The sequence below is a fragment of the Vibrio sp. Vb1554 genome (genome assembly GCF_033344235.1).
This window is the reverse complement of record NZ_JAWPOJ010000010.1, coordinates 124,803-140,272: the sequence shown is the minus strand read 5'-3', so window position 1 is coordinate 140,272 and position 15,470 is coordinate 124,803. Positions and strand designations below refer to the sequence as shown.

Sequence of the window (15,470 nt, the reverse complement as noted above, 5' to 3'; positions counted from 1 at the left end):
AAATGGGCGCGTAGTGTATCAGAATCCCCGTGAAGTAACAGAAGGATTCATGCGCGAAAAACTAGGAACATGACACAATCTTAGCCCATGAAATTGGGCTGCAAACCTTTTTCTAGTTTTTTCCTCACTTTGTAGGAAACATCATTAAGCGTGATTTTCCCCGTGTTGTGGCGGTCGATACCTGCATTCTGTCGATAGGCAATTGAGCCTTGTCTGAACAAAACGAAAGACGGCGGTTTGCCAATCGCAGCAGGGTAGAGAATGGCCATGTAAGCATCTTCTAGGCTATTAATTTTATTTCGATAGGGCCAATAGTACGCTTTCACATAGTCAAGTTGTTCAAGCGCGCTCATTCTCGCAAGAGTCTTTGTGTTCACTCCTAATGACTCTGCGGTAGAGGGCATAAATTGAATTAACCCTGTAGCCCCGCTTCCGGAACCATTTTTGATGCTTGGACTGAAAGTTTCAGCAGTTTCAAATGCCATGCACGCCATAAGATGATTAGGATTGATCTTTAGCTCTTTACTAATACGGATGACTTTAGATTTGAACTCTGGAGAAACTTTACCTCCCCACGCTACCGCGTTCTCGGGATCTGCAATCGAAGAGACCGTTGATGCGTCATGTTCTTCGACAATTTTAGAAAGTAGAGGAAGCGTTTGGCGTAGTCGATGGCTCGAACTCACCAAGCGAATTGATTTGGTAAGAAACTTGTCTTTTTTTTGATGTAGTTTTTGGAACTTTACTAACTTATACAGTTGCTTATAAACCGTTTTCACAACGAAGCCGGATGTAGGGAACACTCCCAGAATGTGATCCATTTCCCACAAATTTAATATAAATATCAGCAACAGGAACTCTAGACGTGATCAATATCACCATAAAAATTCTCAAATTCGATACACACCGATGTAAGTGGTCAATGTGTCTCCAACACGCTAGAAGTAAAAGTAAAGAGGCATTAAAAAGGTCTTACCAATTTTTTGGTAAGACCTAGGTTTACTGATTCTCGGATAAGCGAATGTATATTCTTACAGTTCAGCTTCCCGAACCAGTTCTGCAAGCGTCGACAAACGCTGCTCACTTTGTTTTACGTAAGGATTATTCGTATCCCAAGCATATCCAGCCAAAATCGCACTAATCATCTGTTTAATACGTGGGTTCGGGTTTTGATAGAAAATCACATCTTGCAACGTGCCGTTGTACCAGCCTTCCACATAAGTGCGGAATGTGTTCACTCCCACCATTAAGCGTTGCGAGTACTCTTCTTGCCAATCAACCTTTTCACCATTCAGCTGACGAACCACGCAGTCCGCTGCAAACTCGGCCGATTTCATGGCGATAGTGACACCCGATGAAAATACAGGATCAAGAAACTCACCTGCATTACCAAGCAACGCGTAGTGCTCTGTCGCTAAACGTTTGACGTTAGCAGAATAGCCACCCAACTCGCCTGCTGGATTCGGGTAATTCGCATTTCGCAACAAAGAAGCCAAACCCGGCTCTTCATTGGCTAACTGCTGCAACGCTGCAATCTTATCTTCTGGGTATTGTTCGAAAAATTCTGGCTCACCCACCACACCAAACGAACAAGTACCATTAGAGAATGGGATTAGCCAGTACCATACGTCGTGATTTTCAGGATGAACTGAAATTAAAATTTTGTTGCGATCGTATTCCGGCTCTTGGGGAGAGATATGATCTTCGATATGGGTAAAGATCGCTTTTCTAGGCGGAAGACAAGAAGGTTCTTCTAGCTCCAACAAGCGTGGCAAAACACGCCCAAAGCCACTTGCATCCAACACAAAATCTGCTTCGATTTGATAAGCCTTCTTATTTGAGTCGAGCACTTCTAATCGAGACTTTTTCCCTTCAAACACTAGGTTGAGCAGCTCATGCTGATAGCGAATCTCTACGCCTTGATCTTCAGCGCTATCTGCCAATACTTTATCAAAGTTGGCACGTTGAACCTGAAACGTCGTGCCCGGTCCTGGCGTGTATTTGTTTGTAAAGTCGAACTGGGTGTATACGCCATTACGACGAAATGCAGCACCATCTTTATACTGGAAGCCAAACTGCTTTACTGCATTGGTCATTCCTGCTTGTTCAACAACTTCCATACAGGCAGGGAGTAGGCTTTCTCCTATGGAAAAACGTGGAAAAGTCGCTTTTTCTAAGACAACAACATCTATGCCACGCGATTTTAATAACGCAGAAACGGTTGAACCTGATGGCCCCGCTCCTACGACAACAACTTGCTTGAGCTCTGTTTTCATTCTGAATTTAGTTTGCTTGTAGTTTTAATAAGGTATGACCAAGGCCAATATTGTCGGTTCTTTCAACGACAGATAAACCTGCCGCTTCGACAATTTCTAAGAAATCATCACTGCGATAAAAGCGACTATTACCGTTAGCTAAACAGGTAAAATAAAGAGAAGTGGCATTAAGGCTATAGGAAGCTCCCGCGTATTTTTGAGCATCCCAAAACAGCTCCAATACGTAAATAGTATCTCCCTTCGTTAACTGGGCTTTAACTTTTTTAAGGATATTGAGGATCTCAATTGGGGAAAAGCAATCCAAGAACTGGCTCATCCACCATACGTCAGCATGCTCAGGCAATGTTTGTGCTTTATCAAGCATGTTTGCAGGGTATGGACGTACACGCTCGACGAACTGGTTTTCTGAAACATTCTTCATCGCTACTTCTAATTGCTGCGGTAAATCAACAATCGTCACTTGAACGTCAGGGTCATGTTTACAACACAGAATCGCCCATTTTCCCGTATTTCCGCCAATATCCACAAGATGCTTTGGCTTGCTTGCAAATACCTCTTTAAGCAGAAGTGGGAAAGAGCGATCCGAATAGAAATGATCGAACTTAAACCAGCTCTGTTTGGCTTGTTCTGGTAACGTCGATAGACCTTGATAGATGGTCTCCCAATTGCCCAACTCTTTCAAACCAGACGGTTTACCTTCTTGAATTGCTTCCGTCAAATGCATCATCGCGGCGTAACAAACATCTGCTGTAAAATCCATGTTTGCATTCGTCATACCATCATGAAGAAGGTAAAAACCAAGGTTTGCAAGCGAATAGTTAGGTCGTTCCCATAAAACAATATGCGCACTAATCGCCATATCCAACAGTACTTTAACACCATATTCTGATACTCCCGTTTTCTCGGCAATATCTGTGGCACTCATGCCTTGAGCGCCAGCGCTGTCTAAAGCGGCTAAAATACCTAAATCTCGAAGCGTTTTGGCGGTCTGGAACACGATTGGTGCAAAAGATAACTTCTGAGCTTCTGTCTTCGCTTCAAAAGCATTAAAAGGGTCATTATTTTGATTTAACACGGAAAAACCTAACTGCAATTAATAGTTTTATTGTTGAGATTGATTGCCCAACAATGCAATAGCTCGCTGAATATCAACATTCAAGTTGTTTACCCAACGATTGTAATTGCGGTGGATTTTGCCATCACTTGCTTTGAGATTTACTGAGTTGAGATAAATAATTGAGTAATATTTATTATTGTATGGGATTTTTACTTCTGCAGAGTGTTTACGAACGTGGATTTTTGCAATAAGAACACCAGGGCTTACTTCTTCGATCGTCCAGCCTCGGTTAGTTGCTGATTGCACTATGGCCATTTTTACTTGTTTATTTTGAAGATCATAAGCAACTGGAGTATCCTCCACATTCATTACAGGTTGTACTCGTCCACAACCAACAAGAAGCAAAGTTAATAATAACGAGACATACAGCTTAAAACGCGACATGATAATTTCCTTTTTATTGTGAATTTGGGTCAACCCCAATTTGTATCGAGCTGTAAAATAAACAATTTAACCCAATATGCCAAACTCGAAGATCAACATTTCGTTCAATATTGATGCGTGGACAGCGAATTCATTCGGTTTATCCGAATCCAATGAATGGAAACAATGGGCAACAGAGATAAAATGGCCAGAAGATGGCAAAATCAATGTTGCAAATATTCCTGCGATGATGCGTAGAAGAATGAGCCCACTCAGTAAACTGGCGGTACAAACTGCAATCGAAATGCTTAATCAACATCAAGTTGATTACCTTGTATTTTCAAGCCGTCATGGTGAACTGCATCGCAGCGTAGCACTAGTTGAAGATATAATTAATGGAGAAGAGGCGTCTCCGATGGCTTTTTCTCAATCGGTGCACAATACCGCCGCAGGGCTTGCCACTATCGCAACTAAACAACCCATTCCCCTAACTTCTATCGCTGCGGCAGAAAACACATTCCAAAGCGCAATATTAGAAGCATGGCTGTTTTTGTCCGACAATCCTGACAAAAAAGTACTGCTTGTTGATTTTGATGAGCCTATGCCTGACTCTTATTTAGAATATGAAAACCAACAATACCAAGGGTTTGGACTTGGCTTAATACTTTCTCATGGAGACAATTTCGCGATACAAAGCTCCATAAACGCAGAACGTTCCGGTCATCCTCTTCCTCAAGGTTTAGTATTTTTGCAACAATACTTGTTAGATAAAAGCCAGTGGACTATTTTCGCTCCGCATCAAGCTTGGGAATGGCACAAAAAATGACTCGCTTAAATCAGTATTGGCGTGTGCTAGCAACAGGCTTTTGTTTTTCAGTATTTGGGTTAGGTGGTTTAGTACTGAGTTTCATTGTTATTCCGACCATTCGTATTTTTGTTTCAGACCAAACGGAACGCGAATATAAAGTTCAGGGTGCGATTCGATATTCATTCAACACATTTTGTAAATTGATGAAGTTGAGTGGCGCAATCGATTATCAAATTATTGGTGCCGATATTCTTCAACAAGATCGTAATTGTTTAATTGTTGCCAACCACCCTAGTTTAATCGATTACGTTCTCATTGCTTCACAATTAAATCGCTGCGACTGTTTAGTAAAATCGGCAATATGGTCGAATCCTTTTATGAAGCACATCGTAAAAGCAGCCGGATATATTCCCAATGAAGCACCGGATGATTTATTAGCACTTTGTGATGAACGATTTAACAAAGGCAACGTGTTGCTTATATTTCCTGAAGGAACAAGAACAACACCAGGTGTAGAGCCGAAATTACAACGCGGTGCAGCACAAATTGCGGTAAGAACAGAACGAGATTTAAGAGTTGTCCATATTACGGTAACGCCAAGTTTCCTCACAAAAGAGAAAAAATGGTATCAAGTACCGGCAACAAAGCCCTTTTTCAGGGTTGAAGTTAAGGATAAAGTTGAGATTACCCCCTTTATAAAGCAAACTACGTCGCCGACAATAGCGGCGCGACGCTTACAACAGCACCTAGCTGAAAACATTTTTCCAGAAAACTTTTATTAATAAGCAGGTCCCAGTGGAACAGTTACACAACGACATTAAGCAACTTATTATTGATGCTTTAAACCTTGAAGATTTAACCGTAGATGATATTGAAACGGATGCACCACTTTTTGGTGATGGACTTGGCTTAGATTCTATCGACGCGCTTGAGCTTGGACTCGCAATAAAAAAACAATACAACATCGTTATTGATGCCGACGACTCAAATACGCGCGAACACTTTGCGTCTGTAGCAAATCTAGCGAAATACGTTTCTTCTCAAACTAATGAATAAGTTGTAGGTATATTCATGACTGATGTAAATAAAGATCAAGTATTTGAACAAGTTAAAGATGCGCTTGTTGAGCTGTTCGAAATTGACGCAGCCGACATTCAATCAGATGCGCACTTATACCAAGATCTCGATCTTGATAGCATTGACGCCGTTGATTTGGTCGTACACCTACAGAATGTCACTGGCAAAAAAATCAAGCCAGCAGAGTTTAGTGCAGTAAGAACCGTTGACGATGTGGTTAACGCTGTCACTGAATTATTGAAGGAAAGTTAATGCGCCAATTGCTGACTGGTCTGTCTGCAATTGTACTGTTTGCCTACCCCTTCGCCGTCTATTTCGGTATAGATAAATTTGGCTTGAACTTAGTTGGGGGCTTGTTAATTGCTGCGTTACTTTTGCGTGTTTTCGTCGCAAATAAGACCCCACTAAAAGAGTTTAAGTTCTTGGCGCTCGTTACAGGCGCTGTTGGCATTGTCCTAATTACGCTTGGCATGGTGTTTAAACAACATGGGTGGCTTCAGTTTTACCCTGTCGTTGTCAATGTATGTATGCTGTGTGTATTTGGACTGAGCTTAAAACAGCCGCAATCGATCATAGAGAGGCTTGCTCGCTTGCAAGAACCCGACCTTCCGGCTAGTGGCGTTGCTTACACTCGCAAAGTGACGATGGTTTGGTGCGCCTTTTTTACGCTCAACGCTGCCGTTGCACTCTATACCTGTTTCCTACCAGTAAAAATATGGACGCTTTATAACGGCCTCATCAGCTACTTACTTGCTGGTGGCTTGTTCGCTGGAGAATGGATCGTGCGTCAATTTGTTCGAAAGGAACACTAATCGTATGAATACAACGTATTCGAGCTTTACCTCCCTAGCGACCTTGTTCATCGCAGAGAGGTCTGAGCAATCTCCTGTCTCTTACGATCGCGACACGGTTATCACGTGGGGTGATTTCCAGCAGCACGTCGCAACACTTGCTCAGCAGTTAGAAACCCAACCAACGCAAAACATTGCGTTGTGTTTTGGCAGCAGCTACCTGTTTGCCGTTGGCTTTTTTGCTTGTTGTTATGCAGGAAAATCCATTGTATTACCTGGTAATTACCAACCAGAAGCACTCAAAGAGCTCAGTGAGCACTACGATTTGTTGCTGCATGATGCCGATGTCTCGGCTCCAGAACTCGTGAGCTCGCTTTTGATCGAAGCTCAATCATTGCTAGAAACCACCGTGATTAGCGAGCCAGAGGCCAAACAACCTTATTTTTGGCGTGAATTAAACCTGGCAGAAATACCAGTAACGCTATTTACTTCGGGTTCAAGCGGCACACCAAAAGCCATTGCAAAAACGCTGAAACAGCTTGATATCGAAGTTGCTATTCTAGATAACCTGTGGGGCGACACAGTTGCCAACACACGCGTTGAAAGCACCGTTTCTCATCAACACATTTACGGCTTGCTGTTCCGCGTATTGTGGCCTTTGTGCTCTGCACGTCCATTTTCAGCACACAACCTAGAGTTCCCAGAGCAAATTGTCCATCACGCCGATGCTGACACCACGCTAGTAAGCAGCCCTGCGTTACTAAAACGACTCAGTGAAGAGCACAATCCGGTTGCGATTCGGTGCGTATTTTCTTCTGGTGGCCCCTTGCCAAACCAAGCGGCGCAGCACAGCCAGCAGTTGTTTGGGTCACTTCCTATTGAAGTTTTTGGCAGCACAGAAACCGGCGGCATTGCTTACCGTCAGCAGCACGAAGCCAGTACTCCCTGGACGTTATTCCCTGGTGTTGAAGCCGAGCTTAACCATGAAAATTGTTTAAAGCTCCGCTCGCCACACATTGATGAAAACACTTGGTACCAAACTGCGGATGAATGCTATTTCCATGATAGTATTTCTTTTGAATTGCGTGGACGCACTGACCGAATCGTCAAAGTCGAAGAAAAGCGTGTTTCCCTTGTCGAAGTGGAAAAACGTTTAGATCAATTGCCGTGGGTTCAAGAAAGCGTGGTGATCCCAATGGAAGAATCTGGTCGTCTCACGTTAGTCTCGATCATCGTACTTAACGATCAAGGCAGCGATGTGCTTAATGAACTTGGTAAAGGCAAATTTTGGCTTGAGCTTCGCAAGGCACTGCGCAATTGGCTAGAACCGATCGCTATCCCGAGAAAATTCCGAGTGGTCGACGAAATTCCCTTGAACAGCCAAGGCAAACGCCAAGTTGCTGAAATTGAAAAACTATTCCAATAAAGCTAGTAACATGGATAAAAGAAAACCAACTATTCAGAATATTGAAGTGAGTGACCATACCGCGGAGCTGTCGCTGCGAGTGGATGCTGACATCTTAGATTTCCAAGGTCATTTCAATCACTTCCCTCTTTTACCCGGCGTCACTCAAATTGATTGGGCGCTGTTCTACGCCGTTCAACATTTGAATACTCCCAAGGTATTTAAAGGAATGGAAGTCATCAAATTTCAAGAGCCGATTCTACCAAACGCAGCCGTTTGCCTCTCACTCTCTTGGGACAATGAGCGCGAGAAATTGACCTTTAAGTACACATCGAAAAACGGTGAAACCTTGGTGACTCACTCTTCAGGCAAAATGAAACTGGGTGAGTCACGTGAGTGATTATCGCCCCTGCTTTTTAATTCCTTGCTACAACCACGGCAGCACAATTGCAGACGTGGTTGCGTCGTTATCCTCTTTCGCTTTGCCAGTGCTGGCCGTTGACGACGGCAGCAATGAAGACACCAAACAAGCGCTTTCTGCTTTGAGCAAGCAAGGACTGATAAAACTGATTAGTTTGAGAGAAAACCAAGGCAAAGGTGGCGCTGTGATGGCAGGCCTACATCAAGCTCACCAACTTGGTTTTACGCACGCCATTCAAATCGACGCAGACGGTCAACACGACCTAGAAGCATTGCCGAAATTGCTCAGCGCCAGCGAAACAAAACCAGATAACCTGATTTCGGGCCAACCGATATACGACGAGAGCGTACCTAAATCCCGTTTGTATGGTCGCTACGCTACGCACGTGTGGGTGTGGATAGAAACCTTGTCACTATCTATCAAAGACAGCATGTGCGGTTTTCGCGCCTACCCAGTGGCGAAAACGGTCGCCGTGTTGAACAAGTACAGCATCGGCAAACGCATGGATTTTGATATCGAAATTCTAGTGCGAATTTATTGGGAAGGCGTCGACATTGATTTTGTTCCAACGCGCGTGATCTACCCTGAAGGTGGCATTTCCCACTTCGACGCATTGTGGGACAACGTCAAGATAAGCTGGATGCACACTCGCCTATTTTTTGGCATGTTGCCGCGCATTCCTTCGCTACTCGCCAGAAAGCGCCAAAACACAGATGACAGTAATGCCCACTGGTCGAAACGAAAAGAACAAGGCACGATTTTAGGCATCAAAACCTTACTCGCGGTTTACCGCTTGTTCGGCAGAAAAGCGTTTGACCTGATTTTAAAATTAGTCATGCGCTACTACCACTTCACGGGTAAATCTGCCCGTGAAGCGTCTGAGGTTTACCTGCAAAACTTGCAGTACTACGCAACGCAGCAGAGCATCGCACTACCAAAACAGTTGGACAGCTATCATCATCTGCTTTCTTTTGGGCGAACCATGCTCGACAAACTGGCTGCCTGGCAAGGTGACTTTAACGTCGATAACCTAACCATTCACGGCCAGCATCATTTCGAAGAGATGGCGCAGAAAAAACAAGGCGTGCTCATTTTAGGCTCGCACCTTGGCAATATCGAACTCTGCCGCGCGCTTGGTCGTCGACACTCTCATGTCAAAATCAACGCCTTGGTATTTACCCAACACGCTGAACAATTTAATGCGGTAATGAAGGCGGTAAACCCAAACTCGGAACTGAATTTGATTCAAGTCAGCTCAATGGGACCAGACACCGCGATTCTGCTTCAACAAAAAATCGAGCAAGGCGAATGGGTGGTGATCGTTGGCGATCGCACTTCTACCAGCAAAGAAAATCGTGTCGTTTGGGCAGATTTTCTTGGTAAACCAGCGCCATTTCCGCAAGGCCCATTCATGCTGGCCTCGGTATTAAAAGCGCCGGTTTATCTACTCTTCGGCCTACGCGACGATGAAGCAAACACTCCGCATTTTAATGTGTACTTTGAACACTTTAGTGACCAAATCACGCTACCGCGCAAGGAGCGTCAGCAGGCACTAGAACACGTTGTTCAACAGTACGCCCACAGATTAGAACACCACACACTGCAAGCGCCGTTACAGTGGTACAACTTTTTTAACTTCTGGACTTTAAGTAATCAGCCACATGACAAACAACAATAATCACAACATCACTTTTGGTGCCCAATCTTTAACCATCGAAGATGTCGTTGCCATTGCTCAAGGTGCAAAGGCAAACATGAACACCTCGCCAGAATTTACCGCGAAAATTGATCGTGGCGTGGCGTTTCTGGAACGATTACTGAAAGAAGAAGGCGTTATTTACGGCGTGACTACCGGTTACGGCGATTCATGTACTGTGGCGATTCCACCCGCTCTTGTGGATGAACTTCCGTTGCACCTTACACGCTTCCATGGTTGTGGCTTAGGTCAAATCCTTTCTCATGAGCAAGCTCGCGCGGTGCTGGCAACCCGTTTGTGTTCATTGTCGCAAGGCGTATCTGGCGTGTCTCACGATCTGTTGAACCAAATCGTTACGCTTATCAACCACGACATTGCGCCGCGTATTCCACAAGAAGGCTCGGTGGGCGCAAGTGGCGATTTAACGCCTCTGTCTTACCTAGCGGCGACCTTAATTGGCGAGCGTGAAGTGCTTTACAAAGGCGATGTGCGACCAACACAAGAAGTGTTTGCAGAGCTGGGCATTGAGCCAATTCGCCTAAAACCAAAAGAAGGTTTGGCGTTAATGAACGGTACATCCGTGATGACTGCCCTCGCCTGTCTTGCCTACAAACGCGCAGAATACCTAGCTCAGCTTTGCACCAAGATTACCGCGATGGTCTCTGTGGGTATGCAAGGTAATGACTTCCACTTTGATGAAGCGTTGTTTGCGGTAAAGCCTCACCCTGGTCAACAGCAAGTTGCGGCTTGGCTGCGTGATGATCTCAATGCTGAGCGTCCGCCACGCAATAGCGACCGACTGCAAGATCGCTACTCGCTGCGTTGTGCGCCACACGTAATTGGCATGGTGCAAGACTCACTGCCTTGGCTACGTCAATTGATTGAGAATGAACTAAATAGTGCCAACGACAATCCAATTATCGATGGCGACAACGAGCGCGTTCTGCACGGCGGTCACTTCTACGGTGGTCATATCGCAATGGCGATGGATACGTTGAAAGTGAACATTGCCAACTTAGCTGATTTGCTGGATCGTCAGATGGCGCAATTGATGGATTACAAGTTCAATAACGGCCTGCCGTTTAACTTAACCGGTGCAGAAGGCGAGCGTAAACCGATCAACCACGGCTTTAAAGCGGTTCAGATTGGTATCTCAGCTTGGACGGCAGAAGCGTTGAAAAACACCATGCCAGCAAGCGTTTTTTCTCGCTCAACCGAATGTCACAACCAAGACAAAGTGAGCATGGGCACCATCGCGGCTCGTGATTGCTTACGCGTACTTGAGTTAACAGAGCAAGTTGCTGCGGCTTCACTCCTAGCAAGCGTTCAAGCGGTTGAGATTCGTCGCCGTCATAACGAATTGGACGAACACCACATGAGTCAGAGTTTGCGAGTAATTCGTGACGCCGTACTGAGCGAGTTTGAGTTTGTGATTGAAGATCGCCCGTTAGAACAAGATTTGCGTCATTTCATTGAACGCATTCAGCAACGTCATTGGCCACTCTACGCGGAGGTATAATGCAAGAGCAGGTTCTCTACCCATTAGAAGCGGAGGTGACTATGGTCACCTCATTCCAAGATGCTGACCCGATGGGCGTGATTTATCACGGCAACTTCTTTCGGTATTTTGAAGAAGCGCGTCGTGTGCTGATGGAGAAGATTCAATACAGCTATCGCGATATGCAAAACTCTGGGTATATGTGGCCGATCATCGACACGCGCGTTAAATACGTCAAGGCGATTCCGTTTAATCACACCATTCGTATTACCGCGCAACTCACTGAGTGGGAAAACCGCTTGCGTGTGGATTACGTGATTTACGACGCCGAAACGAATCAACGTATGTGCAAAGCGCATACAACGCAAGTCGCCGTATCCATTGAAAGGCAAGAGATGTGCTTTGTTTCTCCAGCAGTTTTTTTAGATAAAGTAGAGCAATGGCACAACCATGGGAGCCTGAATTAATGCAAAAGTGGTTACTCTCTTTTTTGCTGATATTTTCTGTTTCAGCACTGGCCACACCGACAGCAAACGTAACGGATTTGGCGTCGCTTCAACAGCAGTTGTCTCAGCATGAAATAGTACGCGGAGATTTTACGCAGCAGCGTCATCTGGAAATGTTCAGTCAACCTCTAACCTCTAAAGGTCAGTTCACACTGAGCAAAACATATGGCTTGTTGTGGCAACAAACAGAACCTTTCGCAGTCAATTTGGTATTGACGGAAAACAAACTTCGTCAGACTTTTGCCGACCAAGCTCCGAAAACGATCTCTGCACAAGAAAACCCAATGGCGTTCTACTTTAGCCACGTGTTTTTATCCGTGTTCCACGGGGATACTTCTGCACTGCAAGAACAATTCACACTCGATTTTTCAGTTGAGAACAATCAATGGCAGCTCGTTTTAGTGCCCAAACAGTCGCCATTAAATGCGGTGTTTGAAGCCATCACTCTTTCCGGTAAAACGCACATTGATCGCCTAACCCTACAAGAGCTGCGTGGCGATAAGACCGAAATCACGTTTACGAACCAGACCTCTCTACCTCAGGAACTCACGGATGCCGAAGACGCTCAATTCCGTTTCTAAACTCAGTCTCGGCACTCACACCTTTGCTATTGTTTGGCTCAATCTCGTTGTTTTAGCGGGCGCGTTGCTACTCAAACAATGGGTTTGGAGTGCAGAATCTCCGATTGAGACCAACATTTTAAAACTGCTGCCTAAGAACCAACAAAACCCGGTGGCTGAGCAAGCCTTTGAGTCGGTCTCGGCAAGTATGAGCGACAAAGTCATTTTCGTGATCACAGCGCCGGACAAACATGCCCTTTTTGCAGCGGCCGCTGAATTTGATAAGGGGTTACGCCAAAGTAATCATTTTCGCGATGTGGTGGGAAAAATCTCACCTCAAGAGCAGCAAGCTTGGGCAAGTTACTACTTTAAGCACCGCTTCCAATTGCTGACACCTGAACAACGAGAGCGTTTAAGCCAAAATCCAGAACAGCAAGTGCAGCATGTGATTCAGTCTCTGTATAACCCGTTTTCTGGGGTGACCGGGCAAGAGTTACAAAATGACCCGTTCTTGCTATTTCGTGATTATTTAAGCCAAGTTACCCAGCAATCGTCCTCTTTTCGATTGGATAACGGCTATCTGTCCGTCGAAAAAGACGGTGCTCAATACTTGCTTATTACTGCCGAACTAAAAGACTCGCCTTATAGCCTAACGGGGCAGCTTGCAGTCCCTGATATTCAAGCGCTAGAACAAAGCGTCGCGCAGAAATATGGCGCTGAAGTCGCACATACTGGCGTTCTATTTTACGCCGACTTTGGTACGCAAAGTGCAAAATCGGAGATCAGCACCATCGGTGTGTTCTCTCTGCTCGGTATCATTGCATTGTTCGTGTTGGTCTTTCGTAGTGTGATGCCACTGTCTCTGGCGCTGCTTTCCATCACCATTGGTTTGCTCGTTGCGTTGTCCGTTACGACGTGGATTTTTAGAAAAGTCCATCTGTTCAGCTTAGTGTTTGGCGCAAGTTTAATCGGCGTGTCTATCGACTACGCATTCCACTACCTAACCGAACGTCTTGCGGCGGGAAATGAATGGGATAGCGAGCAAGGGTTAAAGCATATTTTCATCGCTATCACACTTGGCTTAATCACCAGTTTGATCGGCTATTTGGGCATGTTAGTGGCACCGTTTCCTGGTTTGCAGCAGCTTGCGCTGTTTTCATCCATTGGTCTGATTGCCGCTTACATCACCGTGGTGGCTTGGTATCCGATACTGGCTCGTAACCCATCGCGCTCCATTTCGAATTTACCGGGACAATCACTGTTGGCGAAATGGTTAACGCTTTGGAATCAACCTCGAATTAAAATCGGATTACCGATGTTATGTGTGGTTGCGAGTGGCATTTTCTTGCTGCAATTGAACTACGATGACGACATTCGTCTGCTGCAAACGATGCCGAAAGATCTCAAGCAGCAAGAAACCTTGATTACGACGCTCAGTGGCATGCAATCTTCGCAGCAAATGTTGGTCGTTACCGCCGACGATGACGAAAACCTAATGAAAAAGCTGGAGTCTTTAACGCCAACATTAGAAGCGTGGAAAGCGGACAGCACCATCGAAAGCTACCAGAGTCTGAGTCGCTACTTGAGCTCAGTGGAGCGTCAGCAACAAGACTATCAATTGATTCACGATCTTTACGCGACACAATCCAGCCCACTTGCATCCGGACTGCGCTTAAATAAAAAGCCGAAAATGGACGCCGACTTTATCCCTGTCACGGTTGATCAGTACTTGCAAAACCCAGTATCAGCGCCTGTGCGTTTTCTCCATTTGGGTAAAATTAAAGGAAAATCGGCAACGGTAGTGGTGTTAAACCAATTGCAAGACTCCGCTGTTGTTAAGGCATTTGCCAAATCACAGTCTGATGTTGTCTACCTAAACAAAGCTGAAGAAATATCCACCCTATTTGGTGAATACCGAATCAAAATCATGGAGCTATTGGCAGCCGCCAGTGCTGTGATCTTTCTGGTATTAATCAAGCGGTACGGTCTGCAACACAGTTGCCGAGTTTTACTGCCATCATTGATTGCTTGCGCCTGCGGTCTTGCAACTGCTGTCGCGATGGGAACAACATTAAACCTGTTCAACTTGCTTGGCTTGGTGCTCATTCTTGGTATAGGGATCGATTACACTCTGTTCTTTGCCGAGAAAGCCCGCAGTGTGAGCACACTATTGGCGATCACCCTTTCGGCAATGACCACTGTGTTGTCATTTGGATTGCTGTCACTCAGCCAAACTCACGCGATTCACAGTTTTGGCATTACGGTGTTAAGTGGTATTTTTGTCGCTTGGCTGCTCTCTCCGATTGCAATTAAAACAGAGGAAACGACGTCATGATTTTCAATCACGCCTTTCGCTGCGCGACGTTATTCGCACTGAGCCTGTTTTTAAGTGCATGCAGCTTGGTCCCTCACCAATCGACGCCTCAGGTCGACATTGCCGAGCACACCCAAGTTAGCTTGCCCACTCCCGCAAGCTTGGGCTATCAGTTGTCTGCCAGTCAGTTAATTACGGCTTCTTGGGCAATAGATGGTAAAACCAAATCTGAGCAACTTCCGGTACAACTGCAAGTGATCAACAACGAAGTGGTGCTGGCAGGCTTCTCATCCTGGGGGACGAGAGTACTCTCACTGTCTTACGATGGAGAACAAATTCAAACCGAAGTGCTCAACGGTTTACAAGGTTCGCTACCGCAGCCAGAACAGGTATTATTTAACCTGATGATCACGCTCTGGCCGAGTTCCGCTTGGGAAGGGTCGTTAAATGAGGTAAGGTGGCGAATTATTGATAAAAATAATTCTCGCGCCATCTTTGATAGCGACGGTGAAAAGATCATTAAGATTCAATACAGCTCTTCTAACAAGTTAGAGGGTAAGATTGATTTTCATCACCTCAAACATCAGTTTTCAATTTCTATTCAAACACTGCAACATCAGATTAATTAAGAACAATTT

The 15,470-nt window shown here is 45.2% G+C and carries 17 protein-coding genes; 13 read left to right on the top strand and 4 right to left on the bottom strand.

All coding sequences use genetic code 11. The features are described 5' to 3' along the window. Window positions 1–80: 80 nt before the first annotated feature. From R8N28_RS10970 to R8N28_RS10955, 4 genes are all read right to left on the bottom strand, one after another. Window positions 81–821 (bottom strand): transglycosylase SLT domain-containing protein, encoded by a 741-nt coding sequence (locus R8N28_RS10970; protein ID WP_262635450.1) that lies wholly within the window; start codon window positions 819–821, stop codon window positions 81–83. A 210-nt stretch (window positions 822–1,031) separates the two neighbouring features. Continuing rightward, complete coding sequence (locus R8N28_RS10965; protein WP_065274276.1) at window positions 1,032–2,276, bottom strand: NAD(P)/FAD-dependent oxidoreductase; 1,245 nt, start codon at window positions 2,274–2,276, stop codon at window positions 1,032–1,034. Between the two features lie 7 nt (window positions 2,277–2,283). Beyond that, window positions 2,284–3,351 (bottom strand): class I SAM-dependent methyltransferase, encoded by a 1,068-nt coding sequence (locus R8N28_RS10960; protein ID WP_065274275.1) that lies wholly within the window; start codon window positions 3,349–3,351, stop codon window positions 2,284–2,286. 27 nt (window positions 3,352–3,378) lie between these two features. Continuing rightward, window positions 3,379–3,777 carry a hypothetical protein gene (locus R8N28_RS10955; protein WP_005382272.1) on the bottom strand — a complete coding sequence of 133 codons (399 nt, stop codon included), beginning with the start codon at window positions 3,775–3,777 and terminating at the stop codon, window positions 3,379–3,381. 76 nt (window positions 3,778–3,853) lie between these two features. Here R8N28_RS10955 and R8N28_RS10950 point away from each other — a divergent pair, with 76 nt between their 5' ends. The 13 genes from R8N28_RS10950 to R8N28_RS10890 are packed head-to-tail and all read left to right on the top strand — an operon-like array spanning window position 3,854 to window position 15,461. Then, window positions 3,854–4,582 (top strand): beta-ketoacyl synthase chain length factor, encoded by a 729-nt coding sequence (locus tag R8N28_RS10950; protein WP_054865733.1) that lies wholly within the window; start codon window positions 3,854–3,856, stop codon window positions 4,580–4,582. After that, complete coding sequence (locus R8N28_RS10945; protein WP_005388305.1) at window positions 4,579–5,346, top strand: lysophospholipid acyltransferase family protein; 768 nt, start codon at window positions 4,579–4,581, stop codon at window positions 5,344–5,346. The genes R8N28_RS10950 and R8N28_RS10945 overlap by 4 nt, the downstream gene beginning before the upstream one ends. A 13-nt stretch (window positions 5,347–5,359) precedes the next feature. After that, window positions 5,360–5,620 (top strand): phosphopantetheine-binding protein, encoded by a 261-nt coding sequence (locus R8N28_RS10940; protein WP_005382278.1) that lies wholly within the window; start codon window positions 5,360–5,362, stop codon window positions 5,618–5,620. A 15-nt stretch (window positions 5,621–5,635) separates the two neighbouring features. Beyond that, complete coding sequence (locus tag R8N28_RS10935) at window positions 5,636–5,893, top strand: acyl carrier protein (protein WP_005382279.1); 258 nt, start codon at window positions 5,636–5,638, stop codon at window positions 5,891–5,893. Continuing rightward, entirely contained in the window at window positions 5,893–6,453 is a 561-nt protein-coding gene (locus R8N28_RS10930; RefSeq protein ID WP_025766967.1) for a hypothetical protein, read from the top strand. The genes R8N28_RS10935 and R8N28_RS10930 overlap by 1 nt, the downstream gene beginning before the upstream one ends. A gap of 4 nt (window positions 6,454–6,457) precedes the next feature. After that, a complete protein-coding gene (locus R8N28_RS10925) occupies window positions 6,458–7,858 on the top strand; it encodes an AMP-binding protein (protein ID WP_065274274.1) in 1,401 nt (466 codons plus the stop codon). Window positions 7,859–7,868: 10 nt separating this feature from the next. Then, a complete protein-coding gene (locus R8N28_RS10920; RefSeq protein WP_053315508.1) occupies window positions 7,869–8,237 on the top strand; it encodes a 3-hydroxyacyl-ACP dehydratase in 369 nt (122 codons plus the stop codon). Beyond that, the gene (locus tag R8N28_RS10915) at window positions 8,230–9,936 is read left to right on the top strand and encodes a glycosyltransferase family 2 protein (RefSeq protein ID WP_065274273.1); all 1,707 of its coding nucleotides are present in this window, start codon (window positions 8,230–8,232) and stop codon (window positions 9,934–9,936) included. The genes R8N28_RS10920 and R8N28_RS10915 overlap by 8 nt, the downstream gene beginning before the upstream one ends. Continuing rightward, window positions 9,920–11,473 (top strand): HAL/PAL/TAL family ammonia-lyase, encoded by a 1,554-nt coding sequence (locus tag R8N28_RS10910; protein WP_017448720.1) that lies wholly within the window; start codon window positions 9,920–9,922, stop codon window positions 11,471–11,473. The genes R8N28_RS10915 and R8N28_RS10910 overlap by 17 nt, the downstream gene beginning before the upstream one ends. Next, a complete protein-coding gene (locus R8N28_RS10905; RefSeq protein WP_065274272.1) occupies window positions 11,473–11,919 on the top strand; it encodes an acyl-CoA thioesterase in 447 nt (148 codons plus the stop codon). The genes R8N28_RS10910 and R8N28_RS10905 overlap by 1 nt, the downstream gene beginning before the upstream one ends. Further along, entirely contained in the window at window positions 11,919–12,539 is a 621-nt protein-coding gene (locus R8N28_RS10900; protein ID WP_065274271.1) for a LolA family protein, read from the top strand. The genes R8N28_RS10905 and R8N28_RS10900 overlap by 1 nt, the downstream gene beginning before the upstream one ends. Then, complete coding sequence (locus R8N28_RS10895; RefSeq protein WP_065274270.1) at window positions 12,511–14,853, top strand: MMPL family transporter; 2,343 nt, start codon at window positions 12,511–12,513, stop codon at window positions 14,851–14,853. The genes R8N28_RS10900 and R8N28_RS10895 overlap by 29 nt, the downstream gene beginning before the upstream one ends. Then, window positions 14,850–15,461 carry a DUF3261 domain-containing protein gene (locus R8N28_RS10890; protein WP_017634797.1) on the top strand — a complete coding sequence of 204 codons (612 nt, stop codon included), beginning with the start codon at window positions 14,850–14,852 and terminating at the stop codon, window positions 15,459–15,461. The genes R8N28_RS10895 and R8N28_RS10890 overlap by 4 nt, the downstream gene beginning before the upstream one ends. Window positions 15,462–15,470: the final 9 nt, after the last annotated feature.